This window comes from Microcoleus sp. Z1_B2 (genome assembly GCF_036700325.1).
Classification (GTDB): Bacteria; Cyanobacteriota; Cyanobacteriia; order Cyanobacteriales; family Microcoleaceae; genus Microcoleus.
Map to the genome: position 1 here is coordinate 108,659 of NZ_JAUBOQ010000017.1, position 24,020 is coordinate 132,678.

At 47.2% G+C, this 24,020-nt stretch carries 18 protein-coding genes, 1 pseudogene and 1 riboswitch; of the genes and pseudogenes, 11 read left to right on the forward strand and 8 right to left on the reverse strand.

Features of this window, described 5'->3' with window-relative positions; translation table 11 throughout:
- Positions 1–194 precede the first annotated feature (194 nt).
- Together QT984_RS12565 and QT984_RS12570 are read left to right on the forward strand one after the other, a co-directional pair.
- Positions 195–800 (forward strand): DUF3038 domain-containing protein, encoded by a 606-nt coding sequence (locus tag QT984_RS12565; protein WP_333374109.1) that lies wholly within the window; start codon positions 195–197, stop codon positions 798–800.
- 199 nt (positions 801–999) lie between these two features.
- Complete coding sequence (locus tag QT984_RS12570) at positions 1,000–2,595, forward strand: DUF4335 domain-containing protein (protein ID WP_333234327.1); 1,596 nt, start codon at positions 1,000–1,002, stop codon at positions 2,593–2,595.
- A 357-nt stretch (positions 2,596–2,952) separates the two neighbouring features.
- Here the strand turns inward: QT984_RS12570 and QT984_RS12575 are convergent, their stop codons facing one another.
- Complete coding sequence (locus QT984_RS12575) at positions 2,953–4,299, reverse strand: DUF3370 domain-containing protein (RefSeq protein WP_333313162.1); 1,347 nt, start codon at positions 4,297–4,299, stop codon at positions 2,953–2,955.
- 137 nt (positions 4,300–4,436) lie between these two features.
- Positions 4,437–5,360: a nucleoside hydrolase gene (locus QT984_RS12580; protein WP_333207681.1), complete on the reverse strand. Its 924-nt coding sequence runs from the start codon at positions 5,358–5,360 to the stop codon at positions 4,437–4,439.
- Between the two features lie 79 nt (positions 5,361–5,439).
- On the opposite strand from QT984_RS12580, the gene QT984_RS12585 reads away from it, so the two are divergent.
- Positions 5,440–7,401 carry a S9 family peptidase gene (locus QT984_RS12585; RefSeq protein WP_333055712.1) on the forward strand — a complete coding sequence of 654 codons (1,962 nt, stop codon included), beginning with the start codon at positions 5,440–5,442 and terminating at the stop codon, positions 7,399–7,401.
- 236 nt (positions 7,402–7,637) lie between these two features.
- On the forward strand, positions 7,638–7,856 hold the full coding sequence (locus QT984_RS12590; protein ID WP_333055713.1) for a hypothetical protein: 219 nt from the start codon (positions 7,638–7,640) through the stop codon (positions 7,854–7,856).
- A gap of 185 nt (positions 7,857–8,041) precedes the next feature.
- Here the strand turns inward: QT984_RS12590 and QT984_RS12595 are convergent, their stop codons facing one another.
- From QT984_RS12595 to QT984_RS12615, 5 genes are all read right to left on the reverse strand, one after another.
- The gene (locus QT984_RS12595; protein ID WP_333232654.1) at positions 8,042–8,827 is read right to left on the reverse strand and encodes a universal stress protein; all 786 of its coding nucleotides are present in this window, start codon (positions 8,825–8,827) and stop codon (positions 8,042–8,044) included.
- Between the two features lie 46 nt (positions 8,828–8,873).
- The gene (locus tag QT984_RS12600; RefSeq protein ID WP_333374111.1) at positions 8,874–9,713 is read right to left on the reverse strand and encodes a nitrate ABC transporter ATP-binding protein; all 840 of its coding nucleotides are present in this window, start codon (positions 9,711–9,713) and stop codon (positions 8,874–8,876) included.
- Between the two features lie 152 nt (positions 9,714–9,865).
- The gene (locus QT984_RS12605) at positions 9,866–11,296 is read right to left on the reverse strand and encodes an ABC transporter substrate-binding protein (RefSeq protein WP_333374113.1); all 1,431 of its coding nucleotides are present in this window, start codon (positions 11,294–11,296) and stop codon (positions 9,866–9,868) included.
- Between the two features lie 176 nt (positions 11,297–11,472).
- On the reverse strand, positions 11,473–12,321 hold the full coding sequence (ntrB, locus tag QT984_RS12610) for a nitrate ABC transporter permease (RefSeq protein WP_333055717.1): 849 nt from the start codon (positions 12,319–12,321) through the stop codon (positions 11,473–11,475).
- 100 nt (positions 12,322–12,421) lie between these two features.
- A riboswitch (cyclic di-AMP (ydaO/yuaA leader) is annotated at positions 12,422–12,634 on the reverse strand.
- A gap of 137 nt (positions 12,635–12,771) precedes the next feature.
- Positions 12,772–14,109 carry an ArsB/NhaD family transporter gene (locus QT984_RS12615; protein WP_333055718.1) on the reverse strand — a complete coding sequence of 446 codons (1,338 nt, stop codon included), beginning with the start codon at positions 14,107–14,109 and terminating at the stop codon, positions 12,772–12,774.
- Between the two features lie 206 nt (positions 14,110–14,315).
- Between QT984_RS12615 and QT984_RS12620 the strand changes: the two genes are divergently transcribed.
- Positions 14,316–15,599 (forward strand): HAMP domain-containing sensor histidine kinase, encoded by a 1,284-nt coding sequence (locus QT984_RS12620; protein WP_333055719.1) that lies wholly within the window; start codon positions 14,316–14,318, stop codon positions 15,597–15,599.
- Positions 15,600–15,633: 34 nt separating this feature from the next.
- Positions 15,634–17,811 (forward strand): VWA domain-containing protein, encoded by a 2,178-nt coding sequence (locus QT984_RS12625; RefSeq protein WP_333055720.1) that lies wholly within the window; start codon positions 15,634–15,636, stop codon positions 17,809–17,811.
- Between the two features lie 82 nt (positions 17,812–17,893).
- Here the strand turns inward: QT984_RS12625 and QT984_RS12630 are convergent, their stop codons facing one another.
- Entirely contained in the window at positions 17,894–18,217 is a 324-nt protein-coding gene (locus tag QT984_RS12630) for a PEP-CTERM sorting domain-containing protein (protein ID WP_333055721.1), read from the reverse strand.
- Between the two features lie 530 nt (positions 18,218–18,747).
- Here QT984_RS12630 and QT984_RS12635 point away from each other — a divergent pair.
- From QT984_RS12635 to QT984_RS29790, 5 genes and pseudogenes are all read left to right on the forward strand, one after another.
- The gene (locus tag QT984_RS12635) at positions 18,748–19,476 is read left to right on the forward strand and encodes a Bax inhibitor-1 family protein (protein WP_333055722.1); all 729 of its coding nucleotides are present in this window, start codon (positions 18,748–18,750) and stop codon (positions 19,474–19,476) included.
- Positions 19,477–19,722: 246 nt separating this feature from the next.
- Complete coding sequence (locus QT984_RS12640; RefSeq protein ID WP_333055723.1) at positions 19,723–21,306, forward strand: tetratricopeptide repeat protein; 1,584 nt, start codon at positions 19,723–19,725, stop codon at positions 21,304–21,306.
- Between the two features lie 9 nt (positions 21,307–21,315).
- The gene (locus QT984_RS12645; RefSeq protein WP_333055724.1) at positions 21,316–23,118 is read left to right on the forward strand and encodes a HEAT repeat domain-containing protein; all 1,803 of its coding nucleotides are present in this window, start codon (positions 21,316–21,318) and stop codon (positions 23,116–23,118) included.
- A gap of 24 nt (positions 23,119–23,142) precedes the next feature.
- A pseudogene (locus tag QT984_RS29785) lies at positions 23,143–23,505 on the forward strand (HEAT repeat domain-containing protein); the annotation flags it as partial.
- A 69-nt stretch (positions 23,506–23,574) separates the two neighbouring features.
- Positions 23,575–23,739, forward strand: a complete 165-nt coding sequence (locus QT984_RS29790; protein ID WP_445242992.1) for a hypothetical protein — start codon at positions 23,575–23,577, stop codon at positions 23,737–23,739.
- The last annotated feature ends 281 nt before the right edge of the window (positions 23,740–24,020 follow it).

The following is a 24,020-nucleotide window of genomic DNA, read 5'->3' on the forward strand; positions in this document are numbered from 1 at the left end:
CGATCGCGATCGATCGAACTTGAAACCGCAACTTTTCACCCGCAACTCCGTCCAGCAGTTAGGATTGCCGGAATCAAAGCAACGAGCTATGGAGACAAATTAACAGATGTGCTGTTGCCGGGCCGTAAAGCTTTCATCACTGCATACTGTTTGATATCCTGCCTCAACCTGTCTTAATTTCCCGTGCTGAAGCCATGCGCTCGACCGTAAAGCCCTCCGCTCCCACAAAAGAAACGGGCCCATCTCCCAACTGGGAAGAATTGACCCAAAAAGCACCAGAACCTACCCAGTTGGACAACATTAAAGCCCAACTGGATTTAGTGCTGTTAGCCCTAGAAGCACTGGCAGAAATTGGCTCAGAGGCGATGCTCAAGGTAGCAGCCGAACTGAATTTAGAGCCAATGGTAGCCGATCGGGTAGCTTTGTGGCGGCTGCGCCAATCTAACCCGCTACGGAAAGGCCACGGAGGGCGCAAAAAACTAGATGTGGAGGAAGCTCGATCGCTCGTTTTGATAAGCTGTCATTTGGCCTGTCAGCACCAAGCTTTAATCCGCCGCGCTGTTGCTTTGCTCGAACAAATGGCAGAGCAAAACCGCGAACCTCACACAATCGCTTTGTTGGGAGATTATATTGACAGGTTCAGCAACACTTATAGCTCGCGCATGGAAGATGCAGAAAATTTATCGGCCCGAGAACTGACTAATTTGGCCCTCAAACTCCTGATCGATTTGCTATTTTACAGCAGTCCCGGCGGCCACCGCCGCCTCTGGCTGGCACTTCTAGACCGCGCTAAAAATTAAGCTAAGCATAATGGGAACGAGAATGACAAAGCTCCGCAACAGGCAAGATGCCTGTTCCACCAAAAAATTTATTTGTTGTGGAACAGGCATCTTGCCTGTTGCTAAAAAAGCTTGTTAAGAATGCTGCAAAATATCAGATAAAACATAGTTATTCCCTCTTCCTTCTTCCTTCTTCCCTCTTCCTTCTTCCTTCTTCGCTATGGTTCTCAAACGGTACACGCCCCCCACTTGCACGCTGGAAATTACAGCCAAAAGTTCGCCTCTATCTCGCTGGGCGGGCCAACCGGTGTTTAAATCTTTAAGTTTTGAGCTGCGACTCGACGACCCCAGGCTGCCAGATACCCAACACGTTACTATCAGGGGCGATCGCATTCAACTCGAAACCCTCCACGAAGCTGTTAGCACCTACGTCCAAAACTTGCTCGGCGAATCCCGCGATTGGGAAAACAACCTCAACTCTCAAATCGATCGTACCGCAGCAGGTCCAGACTCGCCAGAAGCATCGGATAACGCAGTTATATTCGATCGAGCCGTCAACACTGCCGAACTAGCAACCTGGGCCCCCAACACAGCCTACCTTCCGGTTCCCCCCCGCTTAGAACCCCGCGGCTTGCTCGCCCACAACTTATTTTTAGGCTCTTTGAGCGCCGCAGAATCCGGGCCAGTAGTTCCCTTGAGCACCCTGCAACTGTTTGACTTAGCCACAGCACTAGATAACTGCGCCGCCGAAGTGATGGCGCTTCCCAACCTCAACCGCGAACCCCGACAACCGCTGTCCTCACCCTGGCTCAAGGTGGCAGCATTGCTGGTAGCCAGCGCCGGCCTGACGACAGGAACTATCAAAATGCTCGATCGAACCGCCACCTCCCCGCAAACCGCCTCAGCCCCCGCCACAGCCCCCGCCAATCCACAATTGAGCACCGTTCCTGGAAACCCCCAGTTAGCTGCCGGCGTTTCCCCCAGTCCAGTTCCCGCCCTACCGACACCCCCAGCACCAACACCCGCAGCCACACCCGCTTTACCGCCCCTGCCGCCCCCGCCCATCAACACCGCCGCCTCCCCCAGCCCCAGCTTACCCCCCATCGCCCTCGCCCCAACTCCAGCCACCAACAGACCCAGCCCTATCCAGCAGCCACCCCTGCTATTTCCCGCCAACGGCAACGCAGCCAGCGCCCCACAGAGCGCCCCAGCTTTCCCTCAAGGGCAAACAATCACAATTCCCGCCCCCGAAGAACCGCCCATTTCCGCCCCCCAAGCACCCGCACCAGTACCCTACGTGCTGCCCCCTCTACCGCCGAGACTGGCTCCCGCCGTACCGCCCCCCCTGCCGCCATCCCTGTCGGCTTCCCGATTTCCTGTTCCCCCGCCCCAAACCTTCCCCAGCCCCATCGAGCCGATTGTCCCCCCAGCCAGTACCGAACTCCCAGCCCTTGAGGACGCTCAACCGCCTGCGGAGTCTGAGGATAACAATCAGGTGGCGGCGAGCAAAAAAAACCGCACTTTATTTGATACTATTCCTCAAGTTTCAGAAGCTAGAACTTACTTTGAGGAACGCTGGAAGCCTCCTGAAGGAATGGAACAAACTTTGGAATACAGCGTGCTGATCGATGAAAATGGGTCAGTTGAAAGTATTATGCCGATGGGAAAAGCAGCAGCCGATTATATCGAGCAAGTTAATATGCCATTAGCCGGCGAGCCGTTTGTTTCTGCCGTTTCTAATGGAAAAAACCCAAAAATTAGAGTGGTTTTGCGACCGAACGGTAGAGTACAAACCTTTTTGGAAGAGAGTGATTAGGAATGAGAATTAAATAACTTCCACTCTTAAAAGTGGGATGGGCGGGACGCCCGTCCAAAAAAGACGGGCGGGACGCCCATCCAAAAAAGACGGGCGGGACGCCCATCCCACAATAACTATTAAAATTGTAAGTTATTTAATTCGCGATCCTTAAACGCTCTCAAACACATTGTCGAGATGGGAAATCCCGGTTAATATCATGTCCGCTCGATTGACCCTAATATCCCGGTCGGGCGGGTTTTTGAGATTGTTAATTATTGGCAGATATTGTTTGTGAACCCGCCCCTACCTGATTTATGGTAATCGACCGGACATAATATAATTGCTAATCTTAAACAAGTTCAAATCAAATCAAATTTAATTTGTTTTCACTGTCAAAACTTGCGGCGGCGACGCATCGGGCGGATAAATAAAATCCACTTCTACAAGCCGCTTTTCTCCCGATTTCATCTCTAGTTTTACCAAAGGTTCCCCCTGCTGTCCCCGCCGCTGCACTAAATGCACGTACCGAGTTTGAGGCACTTTATTGTCATCATTATAGCGCACTCTGACAGTTCCCCTAAAAAAAGTTTGAGGTGCCGGAGGTTCTAAAAAACTAAGTCCTCCTGAAGTTAATTTGTCTGTCTTAATTGGAGTTTGAATCGCGACAGTTACAGTTTGATTTTTGCTGGTAGAATTGTATAGCGGCAAGCTGAGACTGTATTGAATTCCGTAATTGCCGTGGGCGCGGTATGCTGTATCTGGGTAGCGGACTAGCATTCTCGCACTTTGCACTTGATTTGTTCCCAGCATTCCGCGCGGGAGGCTGCTTAATGGGTAGGAAAATGCTGTTCCGGGTTGGGGAATTGCTAGGTTTGAGGTGGCGGGGTTGTCTGAGAGAAGTGCTCGCCATTGTGAACCTAATGCTACACCGGCAACTCGGCCGTAAATTATTTGACCTTCGGTGATTTCGGGCGGTGTGGGAGTTCGATCGCGCGGCCCGGCTATATTACCATTGTCTAATAAGTTTTGCCATTCTGTTAAATTGGGCGATCGCTCGTTTCCCTGTGCGTCAACTCGGGCAAACATCGCCAGACTGGCAACATAGACTATACCATTGCTGCGTAACCGCATCAAGGTCGATCGACCGTTTAGCGGCGGTACCAATTCCCGCACCGGTATCGGATGATTCATCAACAGTTGGCTTTTTCCCGGTGGAATAATTAACTGCGGATCAAAGTCAGACTGTCTCCTTCCTCTGAGAATATCATTCACAGCGCGACTTCCCGGCCCGGCGTAAATATTACTGTTTGAATTATCGACTTGCGGCGGCAATTCAATAAAAGGTGCATCGGGTTGACTGAGATAACTCGCAGCTTGCAATATATCTAATTTTACAGGTTTATTGCCCGGATTATAAACAATTACTCCTTGATACAATGTTCGCAAATCTTCCGGGGAAGGTGCGCGGGCTATGTGGTGGGCAAATATGTCGAAACGTCCTTGAAACGGAAAGTTTAAATGTGCCGCCGGAATTTTTTTACCATCTGGGGGAAATGTCGAAAGCAAAATTCCTTCTTGCAGCACTAATTCTGGACTGTTGCTGTTAAATACTGGTATGTTGTCTAATTGTCCGGGGAGTGGTCGCACTTCTTGGATTTGGAGGATTTCTTGAGGTGCGGGAGGGGTTTGGGCTAAGGGGATGATTGATATAATTGGCAGCATTTTTTGAGAGGAGTTTTTTTACCGCAGAGGGCGCAGAGGGCGCAGAGGAAGAGAGGGAGGAGAAGAGTGCGTAAATATTCGCGTTAGGGCGGGTTTTGGACGGAGATTTTGCTCACTTCTAGCAGATATGGTGATTTTTACCTTGCCCACTGTTGTAATATGTATTTGTAAAATTTGGCTGTGTCTACTTTATCCATTGCTTGAATTTTTCGTCCTCCTTTTTTAACTTGTGTGCGTCCTTGGCTGATGCCTTCGGTCACAATTTCTGTTTCCCATTCTCGCAGTTGATAAAATTCTGGATGCGCTAAATAAGCGGTTGCCAAAATGTCCCAAAAATAGTAATCTTGAGATATTGCTAGGGCATAACACTGTCCGGCTAAGTCGGAAATTGGATATTTGCGCTGTTTGGCTAAGAGATTGGAAAATTCTACAGTTAGCGGTACATTATTCGTGATGTCTAAAGGACACATGACAACGGGAATTTGGGTTTGCCAAATTCTCTCGATTGCTATCGGGTCCCAGTAAGCATTCCATTCCGCCGACATATCTTGTCCGGGTTCCATATCTTTGCTAACATTGCCGATAACATTGAGGGCGCCTCCCATCCAGACAATTTCTTGAATTTTGCTTTCAATTTCTGGCGCGATATCTAAAGCTTGCGCTACTGTTGTTAACGGCCCCGTTACCATTAATGTGACTGGTACGGCTGCATCTTGCAAAACTCGCACCATAAAGTTTTGTCCGGGTTCTGATATTAACGGCGTGTCAATGGTTCCTTTTTCATTTAGAATGGGAAGTCGATCGACTGCAAAGGAATCTCGCCGAAATAACGCCGGAAATGGGTTGAGTCCCCGCACCGTACTCGCCGCCACCGGAACCTCTGAACGCCCCATCAAATCAAGGATTTTGCGCGTTGCACTCACCGCCGGTTGAATGTAGCAGTCCGCAGGAGTTACAATTACTCCCAGAGTTTCGACTTCCTCCATTGTCATCAGCAACACGACTGAGAGATAGTCGTCAACTGCACCGTCGTGATCCATTAGTACGAGTTTTTTAGACATTTTGCTTCCCCGGTCACTGAATTACTGTAAACTACAAATATTATTTTTTTTGTGCGAGAAACACAACGGCCTTAACTATATGACCACAGTATCACCTTACGGCTCTTGGAAATCACCTATTTCTTCGGATTTAATTGTTTCTGGAACTGTCGGACTCGGACAAATTGCTATTGACGGCGATGATATTTACTGGGTTGAGGGAAGACCTTCGGAAGCGGGGCGAAGCGTCCTCGTGCGGCGCACTCCTGATGGTACAATCAACGACGTGACACCGCATCCTTTTAATGTTCGCACTCGCGTTAACGAATACGGCGGCGCTGCTTTTGCCGTTGCTGGCGGTGTTGTCTATTTCTCTCATTTTGCTGACCAACGTATTTATGTTCAAACATTAAATTCTCAACCCGAACCTCTGACTCCTGCTGCTAATTGTCGCTATGCAGATGCGATAGTTGACAAGCAACGAAATCGCCTGATTTGCGTGCGCGAAGACCATGCGGGTGAGGGGGAACCTGTCAATACTATTGTTAGCATTAATTTAGATAACGGCGAAGATATTCAAATCTTAACTCAGGGCAAGGATTTTTATGCTTCCCCTCGTTTAAGTCCAGACGGTTCTCAACTTTCCTGGATTTGTTGGAACCACCCAAATATGCCGTGGGATGGCACAGAATTGTGGGTGGCAGAAATTAAGGCTGACGGTTCTTTAGGTGAAAAATACTTGGTTGCTGGCGGGGTTGAGGAGTCGATTTTTCAACCGGAATGGTCGCCCGATGGAGTTTTGTATTTTGTTTCTGACAAGTCTAACTGGTGGAATTTCTACCGCTGGCAATCTAGAACCCCCCTCAATCCCCCCTTGGTAAGGGGGGAAGCAGAGATAGAAACCAGCTTGTGCGAAATGGCGGCTGAATTCGGACTTCCTCAGTGGGTTTTTGGAATGTCTACTTATGCCGTTGTCTCGGAAAGCAAAATTATTTGCACCTACACTCAGCAAGGCCTGTGGTATTTAGCGAGTCTTGATTTAACGACAAAGCATTTGACAACAATTGACACGCCTTACACTGATATTTCCTCCGTCAAAGCGCGGGAAGAAAATGTGGTTTTTCTGGCAGCTTCGCCGACAGAATCTAGTGCTATTGTACAATTAAATTTAGCAACAAGTCAACTAGAAGTTCTGCGAAAATCGAGCGATTTAAGCATCAACTCTGGTTATCTTTCTGTACCGGAACCTATCGAATTTCCCACGGAAAACAATTTGACTGCTTTCGGTTTCTTCTATCCCCCGAAAAATCAAGATTTTGCAGCACCTGCGGGTGAAAAACCGCCGCTTGTTGTGAAAAGTCACGGGGGCCCAACTGCTGCTACTTCTAGTAGCATGAATTTGAAAATTCAATATTGGACGAGTCGCGGTTTTGCCGTGCTCGATGTTAATTACGGCGGCAGCACTGGTTACGGCCGAGAATACAGAAAAAGACTGCAAGATAGTTGGGGAATTGTCGATGTTGATGACTGCGCTAACGGTGCTAAATATTTAGCTCAAAAAGGTTTAGTTGATGGCGAAAGAATGGCGATCGCCGGAGGCAGTGCAGGGGGGTACACCACTCTGTGCGCTCTTACTTTCCGCGATGTGTTTAAGGCCGGTGCGAGCTATTATGGAGTTAGCGATGTGGAAGCTTTGGCAACGGATACTCACAAGTTTGAAGCGCGCTATCTGGATGGATTAATCGGGCCTTATCCTGAAAGAAAAGATTTGTATGTAGCTCGTTCGCCGATTCATTCCGCCGAACGTTTATCTTGTCCCGTTATCTTTTTTCAAGGATTAGAAGATAAAGTGGTTCCGCCCAATCAAGCGGAAATGATGGTAGACATATTGAAAGCTAAAGGTTTGCCGGTTGCTTATGTTGCTTATGAAGGGGAACAGCACGGTTTTCGCCGCGCTGAAAATATCAAAAGAACTCTTGACGGCGAATTCTATTTCTATTCGCGGGTGTTTAAGTTTGAGTTAGCTGAACCTGTGGAGGAAGTGGTGATTTTCAATCTTTAGAAAAAATTAAGTTTGCAGTTGCTATGTCTTCGCTCAACGGCAACTGCAATCTTAGCATAATCCGCCAATTTTTAATGTGATTTACTTCACAAATTTTGCTGTTTACTATCACAAATTTTGCTGTTTATTGTCACACATTTAAAGGCAATACAGCTATAAATTTTTATAGTGCGATCGCCTTTGGTTGCCGCAGAAACGCCCGATCGCGCGATCGTCGAGTGAGAGAGTCAATTACTATGCAAACTCCTGTCCACCTGATTCCATCTGCTTTGGGCGAGCTGTTTGCCGAAGTGAATCAAAATGGCTACATTACTCTAGCGGATAGGTACGGTTTGATGGCTGCTATTTTTGATGAAACTTTGACTGAGGAAGACAAACGCTCGATCGATCGCCTGCTGCGCTCTGTGTGCCGGGGAAAGATAAAATTAGTTAACGAACTGTCTACGATCAGATAAGTGCCGATAATTTTCCTTGACGATAACTTTAAAATTCTCCACCATCAAAAAAAGTCCTAATTGTGTCATAATTAGGACTTCGAGGGAGGAAACCATTTTTAATTTTTGAACGATACAGAATTTACGCAAAAAAAGGGTGCGCTGCACCTTACATATTTAGATTCTGGCCCAACGAGTGAACAAGTTTAACGTGCAGGTATAGTTGTCGCCAACTGTAACTTGCTCAAACTTTCTTCAGGCTGAACATCCATCTGATAGCTGAGTGCCGAAGGAATACCGAGCACGCAGCACGGAAAATTATTGCCTAGTTCCTTAACCAGCGGGTGGTTGCCAGAATCGCAGCCCAAGAAGAGTAAATTTGCTGCTTCTAATTCCACCACATTTCTCAGTTCTGTAGCAACCCGCCCGATGCGTAAATGAGCTTTGAATAAACCGCGCCATTCCTCAGCCAAACAGCGCGCTTGCCACAGCAACTTATCTGCAACCTCGTACTCATTATTTTCACCATAAATTGCTTGGAAATAATGCGGGTCTATCCAATCTTTGTGCTGGGATACCGAGGGGATTTGGGTGGGTAAAGCGATCGCAGGCGCTGCACAATTTAGGGTGAATGTTTCCTCTAATTCCCACAATTTTGGCGTGTTAGCCAGGGAATTTTCCACAGCAAAATTTCCAGTATCTTCGCCGTAACCTTTTGGCGCTTCGTCGATCACGTAGACTACTTGAACCGTGACTTCTTTAGTTGTTACTAAACGAGTTTGATGCGCCATCCAAAGGGTAATATCCAGAGCTATTTGACTTTGAGCAGAACTGTTGTAACCGACAATAAAATTGATAGTTTTTGGCTGTTGTGGAGATTTGGATTTCTTAGAAATGGGTACTTTTGGCTCCGGCAGCAACACCATTTCTTCTGCTAAATTTTGGTATCCCAATGCACTTTCAAAACGCGCTAACATTGTTTTGAGATTCACAGGCTTGACCTCTATTAAGTGAATTGTTTTCTCTGTTCGTCGGGCGTTATTCGTCTTGGGTAAAGTAGCGATCGAGAAAATTCAAAGCATAGTTGCGGAGTTCGTAATACTCCTGGGATTCCCGCAACTCTTGGCGATCGCGCGGGCGCGCAAACGGCACTGACAAAATTTCACCTATCGTCGCAGCCGGGCCGTTTGTCATCAGTACAATGCGATCGGACATATAGATAGCTTCATCCACATCGTGAGTAATCATCATTGCAGCTTGTCTGTGATTTTCCCAGATGTCCAGCACCTGTTTCTGCAACTTGCCGCGAGTCAGAGCATCCAGCGCTCCAAACGGTTCGTCCATTAATAACATTTTCGGTCGAATCGCCAAAGCTCGCGCAATCCCAACCCGCTGTTTCATGCCCCCTGAAATTTCGTCTGGATATTTATCGGCTGCTGCCGTTAAGTTTACCATTGCTAGGTGTTCGTTGACAAGACTAATCTTCTGGGGGCGGCTAAGACTTTGCAAAACTTCATCAACTGCCAGCCGAATATTTTCCCGCACCGTCAGCCAAGGCAGCAATCCGTAGTGCTGAAATACCATCATGCGATCGGCTCCAGGTTTGCGAATTTCTTTTCCTTCCAGAGTCACCATTCCCCCGCTCTGTTTTTCCAAACCAGCCACTATTTTTAGCAGCGTTGATTTGCCACACCCAGAGTGACCGATTACCGAAATAAATTCGTTTTCTCCAATACTTAAATTGATATTGTCCAAAACGCTAAATTCGCTACCGTCACCATTTTTGTAAGACTTGAACAAATTCTCTATTTCCAGAAATAGACGATCGCTCTTGACCGAACTTTGGGTACTGGTAGAAGTAGAAGTGTATTGGCTCACGGTATTCTCCTAAAAAGTAGTAAAGTGTTAATGGAATTTTCTTGCTATTGCCTAAATCCTAAAATTGGGCAGTCGGTTTCAACCGACTTTAGCTATTAGCCAGGGAATTTATTCCCTGGCGGGACATTAGGAAAAAGGCAACATCTCAAACATTAAGACTGAAAAAAAGACTGAGGGCGGTTGGCTCCAATTTCAAAACTCTTCAAATAACCCACCGGATCGCTTGGATCGAATGCCTGTTTATCAATAAAAAGTTCTGCAGGTTCCACTTGGTAATCCTCCTTCGGACAATCGATCGCCATTTCGGCAACAATCTGTCGGTAAAGGTCGGTTCTCCAAGCTTTTTTAGCTAATTCCTCAGCATTTTTCGGCACTTCTTTAATCTGTCCCCAGCGAGCGGCTTGAGTCATCAACCAAATACTTTGAGACTGCCACATAAATGTTGAATGATTTCCCGGTATTTGAGGCAAATTCTTAGGAATGTCATAGAAAATAGTTGCATCGGACGATTGTATGGTGCGGTCTTTTTCGTCAAACCCTCCATAGTTGTAGTCGCCAACTATTGCCGGTCGCGTAAATTTGTCGATCGCCCCTTTTTTCGGTTTCGCCCCCGTAAACGATCGCTCAGTCAGCAGCGCCGCTATTTCACTGCGATTTTCCGGCTTGCTGCAATACTGACAAGCTTCCACCATTGCCTTAACCAGCGAGTAATAAGTCTTCGGATTTTCCTCAATGAATGATTCCATTACTCCCAAAAGGCGATCGGGATGCCCCAGCCAAACTTCCTTGCCTTGCACGAAGGTAAAACCCACTCCCAAATTGCCTTGAATTGCCCGCGTGTTCCAAGGTTCGGCCACCATGTAAGCCTGCATGGCGCCAATCCTGATATTAGTTACCATCTGCGGTGGCGGCACAATAATTACCCGAAATTCTTTCAACGGATTCACACCCGCAGCCGCCGATATGTAGCGGACAAAGTATTCGTAAATCGAAGAACTCAGAACAACTGCCCAAACCCTGTTTTCTGGTGGCTGACTGTCAAAAAAGGCTCGAAATTGTTTGCCAAATTCTTCCAAATTGCCGTTGTATTCGTGCCACGGGCGCAAACCGAAATCCCACATAGCTTTGTTCATCGTCATGGCGTTGCCGTGGCGGTGAATTGTCATTGCCGCGCACAGGGGTGCGTGCCGCGCTCCTTCTGCGCCAATTCGGGCGTTTGTGACCGCGCCGGATACGACTGGGGAGGCGTCGAGGCGGCCGAAGATTAGGCCATCGCGGGAGGTTGCCCAGCTTGCTTCGCGGTTGAGTTGGACGTTTAAACCGTATTTGCGGAAAAAACCTTTTTTCCAGGCGATCGCAAATGGTGCACAATCGTTAACCGGCACGTATCCTACGGTTAAATTTGGTTTTTCTAAGGTTCGGGAATCGACAACCTGCTTTACGGCTGAGGCTTCTTCTGTGAGTCCTTTTGCCGATCGATCCGCGCTAATTGCACAACCAGATAAAGCCATTCCCGCCGCCGCCATTCCCATTCCTTGCAAAAACTCGCGGCGCTTCCATTCATTGGAAAACTTGTCACTCATACAATTTTAGATTTTAGATTTTAGATTTTAGATTTGAAGTTGTAGTAGTTGTAGGGTGCGTCGCCACCAACCATCACAAACAAAAATCGACCATCGATGAGCGACGCACCTTACAGTTGACAGTTGATAGTTAACTGTTCGCTGCTGACTAATGACTGATGACTACTGACTAATCGCTAATGATTAATGACCGATCGATGCGTTACTAATTCCTGAACTTTGTCAACAGCAGCGTCGAGCCAAAGTCCAGTTAAGCCAATTACAAACACCGCTAAAAAGACCGAACTCAGATTCAAACGGCTCCACTCATCCCAGACAAAAAAGCCAATTCCCACGCCGCCTGTCAGCATTTCCACCGCTACAATTACCAGCCAAGCAATCCCCAAACTAATCCGCAAACCTGTAAAAATGTATGGCAAACTCGCCGGCCAAATTATCTTGGTAATTCGCCTCCAGCGTGGCATTTCCAAAACTTGCGCCACATCCAGATAATCCTTGGAAACGTTAGAAACTCCCAAAGCTGTGTTGATAATTGTCGGCCACAAAGACGTGATGAATATGACAAAAATGGCCGACGGCTCTGCTAAATTAAAAATCGATAAAGCTATGGGCAGCCAAGCTAGCGGCGACACCGGTTTGAAGATTTGAATCAGCGGATTGAGCGCCATCATTGCTGGTTTAGACATCCCGATGAGAAATCCCACGGGAATCGCAACTGCTGCACCCAGCAAAAATCCCACCAACACCCGCCGCAAACTCGCTAGCAGCAGCCAGCCAATGCCTATATCTCCAGGCCCGCGCTGGTAAAATGGATGCAATATGTAATCTAAATTAGCGATTAACGCCTGATAGGGAGTGGGAATCAAATCGCTGTTGAAGCTGGCAACAATCCACCACAAGCAAAGAATTCCCAAAAAACCCGCAGCAGGTAACAAAACTGCATCTCGGATGACAACGGGTTTTACACGCTTCCACGTTGCAACTCCTGCAACTACGATCGCAGATAAATTAAGCTGTATGAACATTTCAAACTCCTTCAGAGTCAGGGCAGGTACAAGAATCTTGAACAATACCAACCTGAGACACTGACGAAGCCAAACAATCTTTTTCAGAACATTTGGCTTTTCAGTCTCTTCTCAATGCCTGCGAAGTTAGCTGACGGGCTAGGACTGAGAGATGTCCTTCTCCTTAGTTTTCAAAATCAAAAATTACACTCAAATTTGGCAATTTTTAACTTTGCTTTTTAATTCTGTAGAGATTCGCCCCGAAAATTGGTTCCTCCGCTCCAGCCACACGCTTGGTTCGATCGCGCACTGCTGGATTAGGCTTGACTTTTTAAGCCAATTTCAATAAAATTAGCACTAGCATTTCATTTTGTCAATATGTCTTGAGGAGTAGCTATTGGCGATTTTAGATACTTTGGTATTACCAATCAATTTTTCTTCCTTCTTCCTTCTTCCCTCTTCCTTCTTCCTTCAAATCAGAAACCGAATAGTTACATAAACAGCCGCAGCCACCAATTGCAACGCCATCACAGGAAGCCCGTAACGCAGAAAAGTTTGAAAAGAAATCCGGCGCCCGTGGAGTTCAGAAATTCCCGCCGCCACTATATTAGAAGAAGCTCCTACCAAAGTGCCATTTCCGCCTAAAGTTGCTCCGTACATCATCGCATAAAACAGTGGCAGCACAGCAGGTGGAAACTGCCCTGCAAAATCCGGAGCCAGCACCTCTGCCGGTGCAAGCCCGATATTGACAACATACTGTTTTAGCAGTGGCACCATCGCCACTACCAAGGGAATATTTGGCACCACGCTCGACATCAAACCTACAAAAAATAACAACACTAAAGAACCCAGAAAAATATTCTTACCTAAAATCACTGCTAATATTCCAGATATATTGCCGATAACTCCGGTTTTTTCCAAACCGCCAATCAGCACAAAGATAGACATAAAAAATAGCAGCGTGCTCCAATCTAAATCCCGCAAAATATTATTAACAGAATCAATTTGGGAATGGTGAGCTAAAAGCATTGCCAAAGCAGCCCCCAACAAAGCAACGGCTGCCGGTGAAATAGGGACGGGCAGAGACTCTCCTATTACAAAAAATGTCAGCACGAAAGCTATAATTACACCGCCCACTGCTAAAACTCGTGGGTGATTGATTTTTGGGTGCGGCAAATGTTCCAAATCGTCTAATTTTTTGTTCCAAATTTCGCGGAACAGCCAAGGCAACATAACTACTATCACTCCTACTGCAATTGCCCCGCCCAAACTTAACTTTACCAGGTAATCTGCAAAGCTCATGTTAATAGCATCACCGACAATGAATGTCGCCGGATCGCCCACGATTGTCAGCAGTCCCGAACTGTTAGCTACAAATACCATTAAAATCAGTAACGGCACAAAATCTACACCGACTTCTTCTGCCATTGGCGGAATTAATGGTGCTAGCAGCATGACTGTCGTGGCATTGGGCAAAACTGCACAAATTGGGGTAGTAATTGCGACAATACCCAGCAAGAGATTTTTGCCTTTGCCTTTCGCCAAAAGCACCATTTGAGTTGCCAAGTATTCAAATACTTTGGTAGGCTCAAAGGCTCTCACCATTACCATGACTCCGAAGAATAAGCCCAGCGTGGCGTGACTCCGACCGATATATTCGATCGCGTTGTTTAACGTCATCACGTGGGTAAAAACCAGAATCACCGCTCCCAGAAATGCCGCAACTGTGAGGTGTATCCATTCTGTAATTATTAAGAAAATTACACATATAAATGTTGTTGCAGCGATCGCAGCTTGTACGTTTTCCATTTATTCCCCTGAAAAATTTAAAACTTAAAATTAAAAACTATTAGTGTGAGGCAATCTACTACTTTATGGCTCTTCTGTCAATAGGTTGAAGGGCTGATTATTGTAGTAACAAGCTGGGATCGACCCCTAGAGAGAGTTCCGGCACTGGGAAAAAATCACATCTAAACTACTTCTTTTGGCAGGGTCGCGATCGCCCGAAGTTTGATATGGCGATCTGGCGATCGCTCCACTACAATGAAGCATGGGCAATCTCTGCCAAACTCAACCCCCACGCAGACATCATGGACTACAGCCAAGTGCTCGCCGACAAAACCGATACTATCGTCAAGAAGTGGATTGAAGCAGTTCGTCAGGATCGGAAAATTGAAAGCGCTGAGGCATTACCGCACTCAGCAATCGAAAATCACATACCTCACCTGCTGGCGGCGATGGCCACAGTGCTTTCCCAATATCAAAACAGCGAAATAAAACTAATAATTGAAGCCAGTTTAGATCACGGATTTCTCAGAGCAGAACAAGGCTACGACGCAGCAGAAGTAGCCAGGGAATACCACTTATTGCGTCAAGTAATATTCTCGCAGTTAGAATCAGAATTGCTAGCAGGAACCACCGCCGACGTATTCAGAGCTTTTAGGCTGATAGATGCCGTAGTAGACGAAGCAATTGCCCAGTGTTTCAATAGCTACGTCGCTCAGAGGCTCCAGGAACTTCAACAAATTCAAACTCAGTTAAAACTCACCAATCAAGAACTCGCTCGCCTCGTCAGCGTTAATAAAGAAAACGTTTACCATTTAGCTCACGAACTCAAGACTCCTCTCAACTCCATTATTGGTTATTCCGAACTGTTCTTGCGCCAAGAAAAATGGCAATCTGAAATTAAAGATACCCTCCCAGGTATCGAACACATCGAGCGAGTATTGCGTAATGGCAGACAGTTGCTTCGCCTGATTAATGACACACTAGAACTTTCTCGCGCCGAGGCAGGAAAAATTAAACTTAACTTGCGGCCAACTAATGTACGATCGGTAATTAACACCGTAGTAGAAATGATGCAGCCAATTGCTGATGCTAAAGGACTAAAGCTCGCCGTTACCAGCGACGGCGGCCCAACACAAGTAATCTCCGACTATGGGCGGCTGCAACAAATTCTGATCAACCTGCTGAGCAATGCCATTCGCTATACAGAATCTGGTAGCATCGAATTAAGTTGCCGCCATGCTGGAGAAGGAAATTGGGCGATCGCAATTACAGATACCGGCATTGGCATCGCCCCCGAAGATACAAACCGCATCTTTGACCCCTTCTTTCAAGCAGGAGAAGCAGGCAAACAGCTCTTTCCTACCGACAGCACCGGTCTGGGATTAGCGATAGTATCGCGGCTCGTCACGCTGCTGCAAGGCAAAATCGAGTTAGTATCAGAAATAGGAGTCGGCTCAACTTTTACCGTGATTCTGCCGCAAGAAGTTAAAATACTCCAAGAAGTAAGCTAAACATTAAGTTCAAATTTTTACATCCGAAAATCCTATGCCCGCAGCCAACCTTAGCCCTTCCACCACCGCCTTTCCCCTCACCGCCGTAGTCGGGCAAGAAGCAATCAAATTAGCCCTGCTGTTAGCAGCAGTCGATCCCGGATTGGGAGGAGTTGCGATCGCAGGCCGCCGCGGTACAGCAAAATCAGTAATGGCCCGCGCCTTGCACTCCTTACTGCCACCCATTGAAATTGTTAAAGATTCTTTTTGCAACGCCGAACCTAATGAAATTGTTGCAGAACAGGCATCAGGCTTGTTACCAGAAAATGGCGGGCAAGATGCCCACACCACCGATAGTAATTCCCCAAATACAGAAATAATTCCCACACCCTTCATTCAAATTCCTTTGGGTGTCACCGAAGACAGACTCTTAGGTTCAGTCGATGTCGAACAATCAGTGAAATTCGGCCAAACCGTATTTCAACCCGGACTCTTAGCCCAAGCAAATCGAGGCGTACTTTATGTTGACGAAATCAACCTCCTCGATGACAACATTTCCAACCAATTGCTAACAGTATTAACCGAAGGGCGCAACCAAATAGAGCGCGAAGGCATTAGCTTTCAACACCCATGCAAACCTCTATTTATCGCCACCTACAACCCCGAAGAAGGGCCACTGAGAGAACATTTGCTCGATCGAATCGCGATCGTACTTTCAGCCGACGCAGCACTCGAACTACAAGAAAGAGTCTATGCAGTAGAACAAGCTTTATCCTACTCCAGCTCCCCCCAAGACTTTCTCAATCAATACAGCGAAGACACCGACAACCTCAAAACCCAAATCATCCTAGCCAGAGAATGGCTCAAAGATGTCAGCATTAAACGCGAACAAATTGCCTACCTAGTAGAAGAAGCCATCCGGGGTGGCGTTCAAGGACACCGCGCCGAAATATTCGCAGTCCGCGTCGCCAAAGCCGCCGCCGCCATCGAAGGACGCACAGAAGTTAACGCCGAAGACCTGCGCCGCGCCGTAGAATTAGTCATCGTACCCCGCGCCACCATCATCCAAACTCCCCCAGACGAAAACTCTCCTCCTCCTCCCCCCCCACCGCCTCCCCAAAAGCAGTCAGAACAAGAACAAGACGAACCAGAAAACGAGCAAGAAGACGAAGAAGACCAAGAGGATGAAGACAACCCGGAACCTGAAGAAGAACCAGAAAAAGATACCATTCCCGAAGAATTTCTCTTCGACCCCGAAGGCGTAATTCTCGACCCCAGCGTGCTTTTATTCGCCCAACAATCCGCCAACAAACAAGGCAAATCCGGCAGCCGCAGCACCATTTTCTCGGAAGATAGAGGCCGTTACGTCAAGCCAGTATTACCCAAAGGCCCCGTTCGCCGCATCGCCGTTGACGCCACCCTCAGAGCCGCCGCACCCTACCAAAAAGCCCGCCGCGACAGGAATTCTCACCCCCCCCAACCCCCCCTTAGTAAGGGGGGGCAAGAGGCGAGTCAACCCCCCCGAAGCTTGGGGGGGCAACAGACGAGTCAACCCCCCGGTCAAGGGGGGGTTCAGCGCAGTGTATTTGTGGAACAGGGAGACATTCGGGCGAAGCGCTTGGCCAGAAAAGCTGGAGCTTTAGTCGTCTTTGTCGTCGATGCTTCCGGTTCGATGGCCCTCAACCGAATGCAGTCGGCCAAAGGTGCAGTCATGCAGCTACTGACAGAAGCTTATCAAAGCCGCGACCAAGTTGCTCTCATTCCCTTTCGCGGAGAACAAGCAGAAGTGCTGCTACCGCCGACTCGCTCCATAGCCTTGGCCCGCAAGCGTTTGGAACGGTTGCCCTGTGGCGGCGGTTCCCCCCTGGCCCACGGTTTGACTCAAGCCGTGCGGGTGGGAGTCAACGCCCGTCAGTCTGGAGATATCGGTCAAGTGGCGATTGTCGCAATTACTGACGGGCGGGGGAATATTCCTTTGGCTCGTTCTTTGGGGGAACCGATTGTAGATGGAGAAAAGCCAGATATTAAAGCTGAATTGTTAGAAATTGCTGCCAAAATTCGCGGTTTGGGAATGCAGTTGCTGGTGATTGATACCGAGAGCAAGTTTATTTCGACTGGCTTTGCGAAGGAATTGGCCAAGACTTCTGGAGGGAAATACTATCACTTGCCGAAAGCTACCGAACAGTCGATCGCAGCTATGACTAAAAATGCTCTGCGCGACGCGATCGGCTAAAATCCTGATATCCTGATTGATCTGCGATTATCCGCGTGTATCTGCAGTTAAAAATCCAAAAATTAGACTTTTGGCTAAAAGTCTAATTTTTAACTCTCACTTTCCGGCGAGTCAGCGCCAGCGAACCCGCAACTAAACCCAACCCTACCACCGCCGAAGGCTCAGGAATTCTTGCCGGGAGAGGCTCCGGCTTTGCCGGCCCCCGGCTCGGTATTCCAGAATTTGCTTGGGTGAATTGCTCGGTATTTTTAGCCAGCAGCCAATTTTCTGAACCCTGCCCAGAAGTAGCGGTATAAACGGCTCGGACATTAGCTGCAACGGCAGGTTGACCGCCGGAAATAACGGCGGCAGCCAATAAAATTCCGGCTGTAGGTGGCAATAATTTGCGCTCAAAAAATGTGGGCATTGGACATTACCTATTTAGCAGTTTTTCGATAGAACTCGATCTATTCATTAATTTTCTGGGTATCCTCTATCTGAGCTACCTTAGTAATTAACGGAAGCGATTTTTGATTGGCGATTTTACATTATTGAAGTTTCTGGTCTCTAGTTTAAACTAAATCGCCCATCAAAAGCCTAAAATTAACTGTGATCCCTGCCTCTAGCATATACTCCTTAATCCGCAATCGTAAATCCCCCATCCCAAATTGATTTACATCCGCTATTTGCGATTTTATCGACTTTAAGGTAGCCCTTGACCGCAGATAGCGCCGACCTCTTAAACTCAATTATAGCTTAGCCACGACGCGCAACGGTGCGAGAGGGCGACACGGCACAGACCTGTACGCAGTCGATTATAAACAATCGATCCCTGCGTTGGAGTGATTTCACCCCCGTTCTTTATCAAATCTTTAAACTCTTTGAGGTTTTGCAAACAAAGTGTAAAGCTGTCAAAATGATAGATAGCAATTCTCAGCCCAAATTAGGTAAATCCTCGTGAGTAACACTAGCAATTTCCGCGAAGCCGTGCGCGAGGCCAAAAACCACGCGCTGGTAGGCCCCAACGTCATCTCCAACGCTCTCCCCTTCGTGGGCGGCGGACTTGTCTTAACTGCTGTCGGCACCTACGGTGGCCTCGGAGTGATCCGCAACTATCCCGGGATCTTCTTTCCCACGTTCATTGCCGCGATCGTCCTACAATTAATTCTGTTCTTCGTCGCCCGCGGCGCAGCCGAACAAAATAACAAAAATACCGCTTTGCCTCTGCTGGCAACCTACAGCTTGCTTACAGGCTACACCCTCAGCGGATTGGTGTCTATAGCCCTCAGAAGCGAAGGCGTCGGCATCGCCGGTATTGGTTTTGCAGCCCTCGGCTGCGGCATTACCTTTATCGCCGCCCGCCAAATTGGCTCCAACCTTTCTGAACAAGACGGCATGGCCCTCACCAAAACTATCAGTTTAGGTGTGATTGCTTTGTTAGTCGTCGTTGGCGGCCAGTTTCTGCTATCTCTATTTGGCGTCTACACCCCAACCTGGTTGGAAATTGGCATTTCTGGCATCGGCGTGTTTATATTTGCCGGCGCTGCGATCGTCGATTTTTACATATTACCCCGCAGCTACCGCGACGACCAGTATTTGCCCGCCGCTCTGTCGATGTACTTGACCTACATCAACTTGTTCATTTTCATTCTGCGCCTGCTGATTGCTCTCAACGGCCGGGATTAAGTGAAACTTTAGCTTAAAAAAACCGCGGCTCGATGTCGATCGAGCTGCGGTTTTTGATTAAAATTTGAAATCAAGCAAGATAGTCGTCATCGCCGCCTCGGTCTTTATACAAAAAACTTATATCATGTTCACAGCCTGCAGGCATAAGGTATAATTTTAATTTTTAATCACTCAATCACACCTCTTGTTATCTAATTCTGTCGATCGCGATTTCAATATTAATCACAAATTAATTGGAGAAAACTCATGTACTTAAAATATGAAGATATCAGGAGAGTCAGCGTAGAAATTACCTCCAGGTGCAATGCAGCTTGTCCCCAGTGTCCCCGCACCGGCAACCCGATTTTGCCGGGGGCAGAATTAAAGATGGAGGATATTGAGAGAATTTTCCCACAAGAGTTTTGCTCTCAGTTGGATTTGGTGTATATGTGCGGCAACTACGGCGATGCTATGACTAGCAATACCACAATTCCCGCGATCGAGTATTTGCACCGCATGGGAGTTCCTCAAATCGGGCTTTATACTAATGGTAGCGGACGCAATCCCGACTGGTGGCAAGCCCTGGCAAAGGCGATGACAGGAGAACACGATAGCGTAACTTTTAGTATCGACGGGTTGGCAGATACTAACAGCATCTACCGCCAAAATACCAACTGGGACAGAATAATGCAGTCTGTTAATGCCTTCATCCAAGCTGGCGGAAAAGCTGTATGGCACTACTTGATTTTTGAACACAACCAGCACCAAGTAGAAGCAGCACGGGATTTAGCCCAAAAATTAGGATTTGTCGAGTTTGTACCGAAAGCAACCTCTCGTTTTGTGGCGAAAGAGATTTATGAAAAAGAGTCCGCCAATCAACAGCCTCAGAAGGCAGAAAAGTCTCAGGTAGATGCCAAGAGCGATCGCCCAAACCAACCAGCAACAAATAATGCGTCAGCTCCTCAAAATCAAACACAGACCGCTGTTGGATTGCACAAACAAGCTGAGGAATTCTTGAAACAAGGAAAGCTATCAGAGGCGATCGCAGCCAGCCAACAAGCCCTAAAAAATCAACCTAATTTTGCAGCAGCCTGGAAAACTTTAGGCAATGCTGTTCAAGGTTTGGGGAAGATGCAAGCAGCAGCAGACTGTTACGCCAAGGCCCTCAAAATTCAGCCTAATTTTCCAGAAGTTTATGCTAATGTCGGCAGTCTTTATGCTCAACAGCAACAGTGGCAGCCCGCTAGTGCTTATTACCAAAAGGCGATCGAGCTTAAACCCAATTTTGCAGGAGCTTATCGCAATTTGGCTAAAGTGTTGACACAGTTGGGGCAACCAGAAAAAGCAAATTATGCTTGGTATCAAGCTATAGCAATCGAAACCACTCAAGCACCAGAAGCAACTCCTTCTGTCCCATCAAAGCCAGCCAGCGAAGAACTCCAACCCCCATCCTTGGAACAATATAAAAATCCCCAGGGAGACCAATTTCTGCAAGCTGTAGAAAAATTTGGTAGCCTAAACAATTACTACCGAAATGTAGAAATTAGCTGTCAAACTCAAGCCAGCAAAGAGATTTTCATCAGTTTTGAAGCGGAACTCTGGCCTTGCTGTTGGGTAAGCCATACTAAATACGCTGTTTATAACCACACTTACAGACCGCAAATGCTGGCTTTAATTGAAAAGTATGGAAATGGCTTTAATTCTCTCAGAACTCAATCAGTGAAAGATGCGATCGCCAGAGATTGGTTTCGCGAAGACCTCACAAAAAGTTTTTCCTGTTCCAAAAGGTTGGACGTATGCGCTCACGAATGCGGTAAAACTTTCAATTCAACCGGTTCGCAGTATATATAGCAATCCTAAATGAATCGTAAATTTTTTACCCCACCCCAACCCTCCCCTTATCAAGGGGTTTGTGTGTACACGGTAGCCTTAGCAAGGGGGGCTGGAGAGGATCTTTCTCAACAGCTACGCGAAGCATTAGCAGCACCGGGGAAAGAGCGAATTCGAGATTTAGTGAAAAATCCCCTGAGATGCCCGCTGCTGTGCGGCACTTGGCAGTCGTTGGATGGGGATTTGCCGGATACTAAGGCGAAGCTTTATCAACGGTTTGTGACAACTTTGTATCAGTGGAAAAAACCGCGCCTGAATTTGATTCAGCAGCAGGAATTGAATGCTGCTTTGGGGAAATTGGCACTTTCAGGGATGTTAAATGAAACGTCCCGGTTTCAGTTGCGAGAAAGTGTGGGATATCGGGTGATGGGTGCATCGCAGTTTGAGTTAGCTTGTCGTTTGGGTTGGCTGAATTTAGTGGCGAGGGATGCGGAGACGGCGGAGGGGATTTATGCTTTTTACCATCCGACGTTTCAGGAATATTTTGCGGCGTTGGCGGTTGAGGATTGGCACTTTTTCTTGAATCACTTTCCTAAGAATCCGCAACATCCTGATGCTAGGTATCGCATTTTTGAGAAGCAGTGGAAGGAGGTTATTTTGCTGTGGTTGGGGCGTGAGGAGGTAGGGAAGGAGGAGAAGGAAGCGTTTATTAAAGCGTTGGTTAAGTTTAAGGTTGGGTGGGATAAATTTTATGGATATCGGGCATATTTTCTAGCGGCTGCGGGGATTGCTGAGTTTAAAGATTGTAGTCTTGCTGATGAGATTGTGTCGCAGATTGTTATTTGGGGATTTGGTTATTTTAATAAGCAAAAACAGGAGTGGCGGACATTTCTCGATCCAATTGTCGAGAGGGCAAGGGAAGTTCTGAAAGAAACAGATCGCCAAAGGGCTATCTCCGCTTTAATCGAGTTGATCCGCAATTCAGGTGATGAATATACCCGGAGGGAAGCGACCAGAAGTTTGGGGGAAATCGGCAAAAATTGCCCAGACACGATCGCCACTTTAGTCGAATTAATCAATACTTCTCAGGATGAAGTTACTCGGTGGCAAGCGGCAGATATCTTGGGTAAAATTGATAACGATAGCCCAGTAGCGATCTCCGCTTTAGCAGAGTTAATTCACACTTCAGTTGAGAAAAACACCTGGAAGCGATCGGCATATAGCTTAGGGAAGATAGGAAAAGATAGCCCAGAAGCGATCGCCGCTTTAGTAGAACTAATCCGCAATTCAGTTGAGAACGGTTTCTACCCGGTTTTCGGGTGGTCTAACGTACCTACCTGTATAATAGTGGCATATAGCTTAGTGAAAATAGGCAAAAATAATCCAGTTGCGATCGCCGCTTTAGTCGAGTTAATCCGCACTTCAGATAATAAAGTTACTCAAGGGCGAGCGGCAGAAATTTTAGGTAAGATAGACAAAGATAACCCGGTAGCGATCGAAACTTTATTGGATTCAATCCGCAACTACCGTCCTAAAGATAATCGTTATCAAGCGGCAGAAAGATTAGCAACAATCGGCAAAAATAACCCTGTTGCGATCGCTGCTTTAGTCGAGTTAATAAGCACTTCCCGCAATCAAGTTACCCGGTGGCGAGCCGCAGAATGTTTGGGAAAAATAGACAAAGGTAACACAGTAGCGATTTCAGCTTTAGGCGATTTAATCCGCACTTCAAACAATAAAATAACCCAGTCATCAGCAGCAGCAAGTTTAAACAAAATAGGCAAAGATAGCCCAGAAGCAATTTCCCTTTTAGTCGAGTTAATCCGCCATTAAGGTGATGAATTTACTCGGCGTTTAGCGGCAGGAAGCTTGGGGGAAATCGGTAAAGATAGCCCAGAAGCAATCTCCGCTTTAGTCGATTTAATCGCTAATTCTCAGAATGAATATACCCGACGGCAAGCAGCAGAAAGCTTGGGGAAAATCGGCAAAGATAGCCCGGAAGCGAACACCGCTTTAGTCGAGTTAATCCGCAATTCAGGTGATGAACATACCCCGTGGGAAGCAGCATCTAGCTTAGGGACAATAGGAAAAGATAGTCCTGAAGCGCTCGCCATCTTAGTCGAGTTAATCGGCAATTCAGGTAATGCAGATACCCTGTGTCGAGCGGCATCTAGCTTAGGGAAAATAGAGAAATATTACACAGTTGCGATCGCGACTTTAATAGAGTTGATTCCTAATTATCACCCTGAATATTCTATTTTTGACCCGGCAGATAGCTTACTGAAAATTATGAAAGGTAAACATTTCGCTACCGCAGTTTCAGGTTTAAAAAAATGCCTAACTTCCGAAATCTACAAAAATAATTTGGGTCGCAATGAGAAGTGCTACGGAGTCATCTGGGAGTGTGCCGAAAATATGACTTACCCAGAATTTTATCAAGCATGGCACGCTTAACCCACCGCTGGAATTGCCCTTAACAGGTTTTGGGCCAAATCAAGAGGACTTGCCGAATGCGGTACAGAATTGGATGGGAGGGATGGGTTCGCGATCCAGGGGCCGGACACCCCACCGTGCCCAAGGCATGACAACTTAACGTTAAACCCAGTCACAGACTGCTGTTTGACCATTAAATCTCGATCCCCCCTAGCCCCCCTTAAGAAGCAGGGTGGATTAATTGTCCCCAAGTAAATTATAATAGTCGAGCGCGATCGGATGATCGTCCGCTCGCGCTCGAC

Excerpts from the sequence above, each read along its gene's own strand:
- QT984_RS12615 (WP_333055718.1), bottom strand. The coding sequence starts at position 14,109 with ATGGAAAACGTACAAGCTGCGATCGCTGCAACAACATTTATATGTGTA.
- QT984_RS12640 (WP_333055723.1), top strand. The coding sequence starts at position 19,723 with ATGTACTTAAAATATGAAGATATCAGGAGAGTCAGCGTAGAAATTACC.
- QT984_RS12590 (WP_333055713.1), top strand. The coding sequence starts at position 7,638 with ATGCAAACTCCTGTCCACCTGATTCCATCTGCTTTGGGCGAGCTGTTT.
- QT984_RS12570 (WP_333234327.1), top strand. The coding sequence starts at position 1,000 with ATGGTTCTCAAACGGTACACGCCCCCCACTTGCACGCTGGAAATTACA.
- QT984_RS12565 (WP_333374109.1), top strand. The coding sequence starts at position 195 with ATGCGCTCGACCGTAAAGCCCTCCGCTCCCACAAAAGAAACGGGCCCA.
- QT984_RS29790 (WP_445242992.1), top strand. The coding sequence starts at position 23,575 with ATGAAAGGTAAACATTTCGCTACCGCAGTTTCAGGTTTAAAAAAATGC.
- QT984_RS12625 (WP_333055720.1), top strand. The coding sequence starts at position 15,634 with ATGCCCGCAGCCAACCTTAGCCCTTCCACCACCGCCTTTCCCCTCACC.
- QT984_RS12580 (WP_333207681.1), bottom strand. The coding sequence starts at position 5,360 with ATGTCTAAAAAACTCGTACTAATGGATCACGACGGTGCAGTTGACGAC.
- QT984_RS12605 (WP_333374113.1), bottom strand. The coding sequence starts at position 11,296 with ATGAGTGACAAGTTTTCCAATGAATGGAAGCGCCGCGAGTTTTTGCAA.
- QT984_RS12575 (WP_333313162.1), bottom strand. The coding sequence starts at position 4,299 with ATGCTGCCAATTATATCAATCATCCCCTTAGCCCAAACCCCTCCCGCA.
- QT984_RS12620 (WP_333055719.1), top strand. The coding sequence starts at position 14,316 with ATGGCGATCTGGCGATCGCTCCACTACAATGAAGCATGGGCAATCTCT.
- ntrB (WP_333055717.1), bottom strand. The coding sequence starts at position 12,321 with ATGTTCATACAGCTTAATTTATCTGCGATCGTAGTTGCAGGAGTTGCA.
- QT984_RS12585 (WP_333055712.1), top strand. The coding sequence starts at position 5,440 with ATGACCACAGTATCACCTTACGGCTCTTGGAAATCACCTATTTCTTCG.
- QT984_RS12630 (WP_333055721.1), bottom strand. The coding sequence starts at position 18,217 with ATGCCCACATTTTTTGAGCGCAAATTATTGCCACCTACAGCCGGAATT.
- QT984_RS12645 (WP_333055724.1), top strand. The coding sequence starts at position 21,316 with ATGAATCGTAAATTTTTTACCCCACCCCAACCCTCCCCTTATCAAGGG.